Annotated in this window: 6 protein-coding genes; 4 read left to right on the top strand and 2 right to left on the bottom strand. The window is 61.1% G+C overall.

From position 1 onward, the window contains the following. Positions 1–801, bottom strand: an 801-nt coding sequence (locus AAC083_RS07940; RefSeq protein WP_146181615.1) for an L-lactate permease, incomplete at its 3' end; no start/stop codon positions are given. 60 nt (positions 802–861) lie between these two features. Between AAC083_RS07940 and AAC083_RS07935 the strand changes: the two genes are divergently transcribed. Next, positions 862–1,839 carry a LysR family transcriptional regulator gene (locus AAC083_RS07935; protein WP_108536270.1) on the top strand — a complete coding sequence of 326 codons (978 nt, stop codon included), beginning with the start codon at positions 862–864 and terminating at the stop codon, positions 1,837–1,839. Here AAC083_RS07935 and AAC083_RS07930 read toward each other — a convergent pair. Further along, positions 1,827–2,624 carry an alpha/beta fold hydrolase gene (locus AAC083_RS07930; protein ID WP_108536269.1) on the bottom strand — a complete coding sequence of 266 codons (798 nt, stop codon included), beginning with the start codon at positions 2,622–2,624 and terminating at the stop codon, positions 1,827–1,829. The two genes, AAC083_RS07935 and AAC083_RS07930, sit on opposite strands and share 13 nt — an antisense overlap. Before the next feature lie 106 nt (positions 2,625–2,730). Here AAC083_RS07930 and AAC083_RS07925 point away from each other — a divergent pair, with 106 nt between their 5' ends. The 3 genes from AAC083_RS07925 to AAC083_RS07915 all read left to right on the top strand — a co-directional run. After that, positions 2,731–3,087 carry an MmcQ/YjbR family DNA-binding protein gene (locus AAC083_RS07925; protein WP_108536268.1) on the top strand — a complete coding sequence of 119 codons (357 nt, stop codon included), beginning with the start codon at positions 2,731–2,733 and terminating at the stop codon, positions 3,085–3,087. 17 nt (positions 3,088–3,104) lie between these two features. Continuing rightward, the gene (locus tag AAC083_RS07920) at positions 3,105–3,581 is read left to right on the top strand and encodes a GNAT family N-acetyltransferase (RefSeq protein ID WP_108536267.1); all 477 of its coding nucleotides are present in this window, start codon (positions 3,105–3,107) and stop codon (positions 3,579–3,581) included. Positions 3,582–3,636: 55 nt separating this feature from the next. Beyond that, positions 3,637–3,707: DUF3802 family protein (locus AAC083_RS07915; RefSeq protein WP_146181616.1), on the top strand; the 71-nt coding region annotated here is incomplete at its 3' end.

The raw sequence follows: 3,707 nt of genomic DNA, 5'->3' as shown, positions 1-3,707 counted from the left end.
ACCGCCGATGAGGGACGGGAACTCGGGACCAAGCAGCATACCGGTAAGAGCATAGGGCACGGTGAAGGCCAGCCCGGCGAAGAGGGCGAACGGCAATATGGCGAGCCCCTCGGTCCAGCTGCGGTGACGGCCAAAGAAGCGGGTCAGCATCATCACCATCAGCACCGGCATCAGGGTGCCGACGGTGGCGTGAATGAGGGCCACGTTGGTGGTGATCTGCTGCAGGTAAACCTCCCAGCTGCTGCCGCCGGCACTCAGGGTCTGGCCGATAGTCTGGCTGTCGAGCCCCTTGTTGATCCCTACCAGAATGGGGGTGCCCACAGCACCGAATGATACCGGCGTGGACTGGATCATCATGCCGAGCAGCACGGCGGCAAGCGCCGGAAAGCCGATGGCCACCAGCAGGGGAGCGGCGATAGCGGCCGGCGTACCAAAGCCCGAGGCCCCTTCGATAAAGGCGCCGAAGCACCAGGCGATGATGATGGCCTGGATACGCCTATCCGGCGAGATGTTGGTAAAGCCGCTGCGGATCGCCGTGATGGCGCCAGTGTGTTTGAGGGTGTTGAGCATCAGGATGGCGCCGAACACGATCCAGAGCACGGTCAGCGTGATCAACAACCCCTGCAGGGTAGAGGCGATCACCCGGGTCGGGCTCATCTGCCAGCCCCACAGGGCGATCAAGACGGTCAACAGAAAGGCGATGGGCATGGCGCGCTTTGCAGGCCAGTTGAGGCCGACCAGCAGCACGGCGGCCACCAGGATCGGCGAGAAGGCCATCAGGGCCAGCAGGGTGTCTGTCATCATTGCGTCCTTGTCCGAGTGGTGCAGAGGTGCACCTTGTTGTCTTTTTGTTAAGCGGACGTGACCTTACTCTCTTCCCTTTTCGCGATATATGGAAATAATGAACAACATTCATTCCAAAAGTTGATCAATATGGCCCGTAGCGACGACCTCATTCTCTTCGCCCAGGTGGTGGAAGCCGGCTCCTTCAGCAAGGTGGCCGAACAACATTCCCTTACAAATTCAGTGGTTAGCAAACGAATTGGGCGCCTGGAGGACGATCTCGGGGTGCAGCTGCTCTATCGCACCACCCGCAGCCTCACCCTGAGCGAGGCGGGCAAGGCGCTGTATCAGGGTGCCAAAAATGTGAAGGCCGCCGCACTGGACGCTTTCGACGCCGTGGCGGGGTTTGGTGAAAAGGTGAGCGGCCATGTGCGCATGTCGGTGCCCACCATTTCGGGGGAGCTGCTGCTGGCAGACGCGGTGGCCGACTTTTGCCAGCAGCACCCTGGGCTCACGGTAGAGATGTCGCTGGAGAATCGCTTCGTCAATCTGGTGGAAGAGGGGTTTGACCTGGTCATTCGCACCGGCTATCTGGATGACTCGAGTCTTATCGCCCGTCACATCCTCGATTCCCAGTGGGTGATCTGCGCCTCCCCCGGCTACGTGCGCCGCTTCGGAGCACCGCGCGAGCCCTCCGATCTGCTGGCGCACAACTGCCTGCGCTACGCCTACCAGAGCACGGGCGCCTCTGAGTGGGCCTTCAGGGGGGAGAACGGCAACTATCTCTTGTCGGTGTCGGGCAGCTTTTGCACCGACAACGCCGGGGCCCTGCGCAAGGCTGCACTGGGGGGGCGCGGCATCGTCTATGTGCCGCGCTGCCTGGTCTATCACGATCTGATGAACGGCGAGCTGGTGGACCTTTTTCCCGATCAGGTGGGCAAGAAGCTCGGCATCTACGCCGTCTACCCCTTTACCCGTCAGCCGCCGCGCAAGATAAGGCTATTGATCGAGCACATCCGCCAGCGCTACCTCGACATCGCCCATTACTTCGGGTGAGTGGATGAGGTCTGGCGGGCGATAAAGTCCAGCGTGGTGCGATTGAACAGCTCCGGCTGCTCCACATTGCAGACATGGCCGCACTGCTGGATCACCGCCAGCGAGGCGCTGGCATCGCGGGCCACCTGCTCGCGCACCGGTGCCAGGAACATATGATCCTCCTCCCCCATCACATAGAGGGTCGGGATCGGCAGGGTGCGCTCCTTGAAGTAGCGCATCAGCGGATTGACCTCGGTGGCGAGGCGGAACCAGCGTTTGAACTCCTTCTGGCACAATTTACGCGCCTCGCGCACGAACAGGTTGCGCGACTCCTGATGGTGCTGGCGCGGCATGATGATAAAGGCGAACAACCGATAGAGCCACATGTAGGGCAGGATGTGCTGGCCGACCCGGCCAAGCTGCACCAATACCCGGGAGCGAATATCAAGCCGCAGTATGGCGCCGCCCAGCACCATGCTCTTGACCCGCTCCGGGCAGAGCTCCGCCAGATGGCGAATAAGGATGGTGCCCAGCGAAATGCCGACAAAGTGGGCGCAGCGGATATTGAGATGATCGAGCAGGCGTACTATGTCCTCAGTCACGGCTCGAAAGCTGTAGTGACCCTTGACCACCTGCTGCAACCGGTGAGACTGCCCGTGGCCGCGCAGGTCCAGCAGCAACACGTTGAAGTGCTCGCGATAGGCGCGCAGTTGCTTGAACCAGATGGAGGAGCTGCCACCGGCACCGTGCACGAATACCACCCAATCCCTGTCGGGGCCAAGCTCGAACGTCTTGTGATACAGCATCTTGCGACTCCCTCATCGACGGCATTGGGGTATAGTAGGCGCGCATCTTAACAGATATTCTCACCCGACTAATACGTTTGCATAGCAACTGGCGAGGAACGTGAGCATGGAGTTGACGAGTTTGAGAGCCTTTCTGCTGACCCTGCCGGGCGCCACCGAAGACACGCCGTTTGGCCCGGAGATCCTGGTCTACCGCATCGCCGGCAAGATGTTCGCACTGGTGGATTGGCAGGCAGCGCCGCTTACCATCAACCTCAAATGCGAGCCCGACCTCGCCCTGCTGCTGCGGGAGATCCACCCCGAGGTCACACCCGGCTGGCACATGAACAAGCAGCACTGGAACACGGTGACCCTGAGCGACACCCTGGCCTGCGATCTGTGGCAAGGCTGGGTGCACCACTCCTATGAGCGGGTGGTCGCCGGCCTGCCCAGGGCCAAACGGCCGCAAGCCCCGGCACTATGATGTCTGTGAGCCACCCCATGCCAAAGCAGCCCAATCTGGTCCCGCTGAGCGAGCTGCATATCCCCGCCCTTATCACCCTGTTCGAGCAGTCGGTGCGCCAACGCGGCCCCGAACACTACAGCGAGGCGCAGGTGGAGCAATGGGCCCTCGGCGCCCATCATCCGGGCCTTGCCAGCCAGTTGCGTGAGCACCACGGCTGGGTGCTGGAGCAAGGGGGCGCCGTACTCGGCTTTGTCACCCTCAGCGACGATGGTCACCTGAGCCTGCTTTATGTGAGCGCCGACCATCAACGGCAGGGGCTCGGTGGCCGTTTGCTCGACACCGCCCTCAACCAGGCCGGTCGGCTCGGCATCAAGACCCTGACGACGGAGGCCAGTGCCTTCAGCTATGGACTATTTTTACGGTATGGCTTTCAACTGACGGGATTGGAAAGCGTGGAGCGCGGCGGGGTCGGTTTTATCCGCTATCGTCTGCACTGGCGCTTGCCAAGCTAGGTCCAGCCACTAAAATACGCACAGTTTTTCCGTATTGTTGAGGATTTAAGCCGCCATGGTTGTAGAAAGCGAAGGCTATATCGCCCTGATTGAGTATCTGGTGGAGAGTCTGGGACTGTTTGAAGC

The sequence above is a fragment of the Aeromonas sp. HMWF014 genome (genome assembly GCF_963878295.1).
Taxonomy (GTDB): domain Bacteria; phylum Pseudomonadota; class Gammaproteobacteria; order Enterobacterales; family Aeromonadaceae; genus Aeromonas; species Aeromonas popoffii.
This window is presented reverse-complemented; position numbering and strand designations above follow the sequence as displayed.

Excerpts from the sequence above, each read along its gene's own strand:
- AAC083_RS07930 (WP_108536269.1), bottom strand. The coding sequence starts at position 2,624 with ATGCTGTATCACAAGACGTTCGAGCTTGGCCCCGACAGGGATTGGGTG.
- AAC083_RS07925 (WP_108536268.1), top strand. The coding sequence starts at position 2,731 with ATGGAGTTGACGAGTTTGAGAGCCTTTCTGCTGACCCTGCCGGGCGCC.
- AAC083_RS07920 (WP_108536267.1), top strand. The coding sequence starts at position 3,105 with ATGCCAAAGCAGCCCAATCTGGTCCCGCTGAGCGAGCTGCATATCCCC.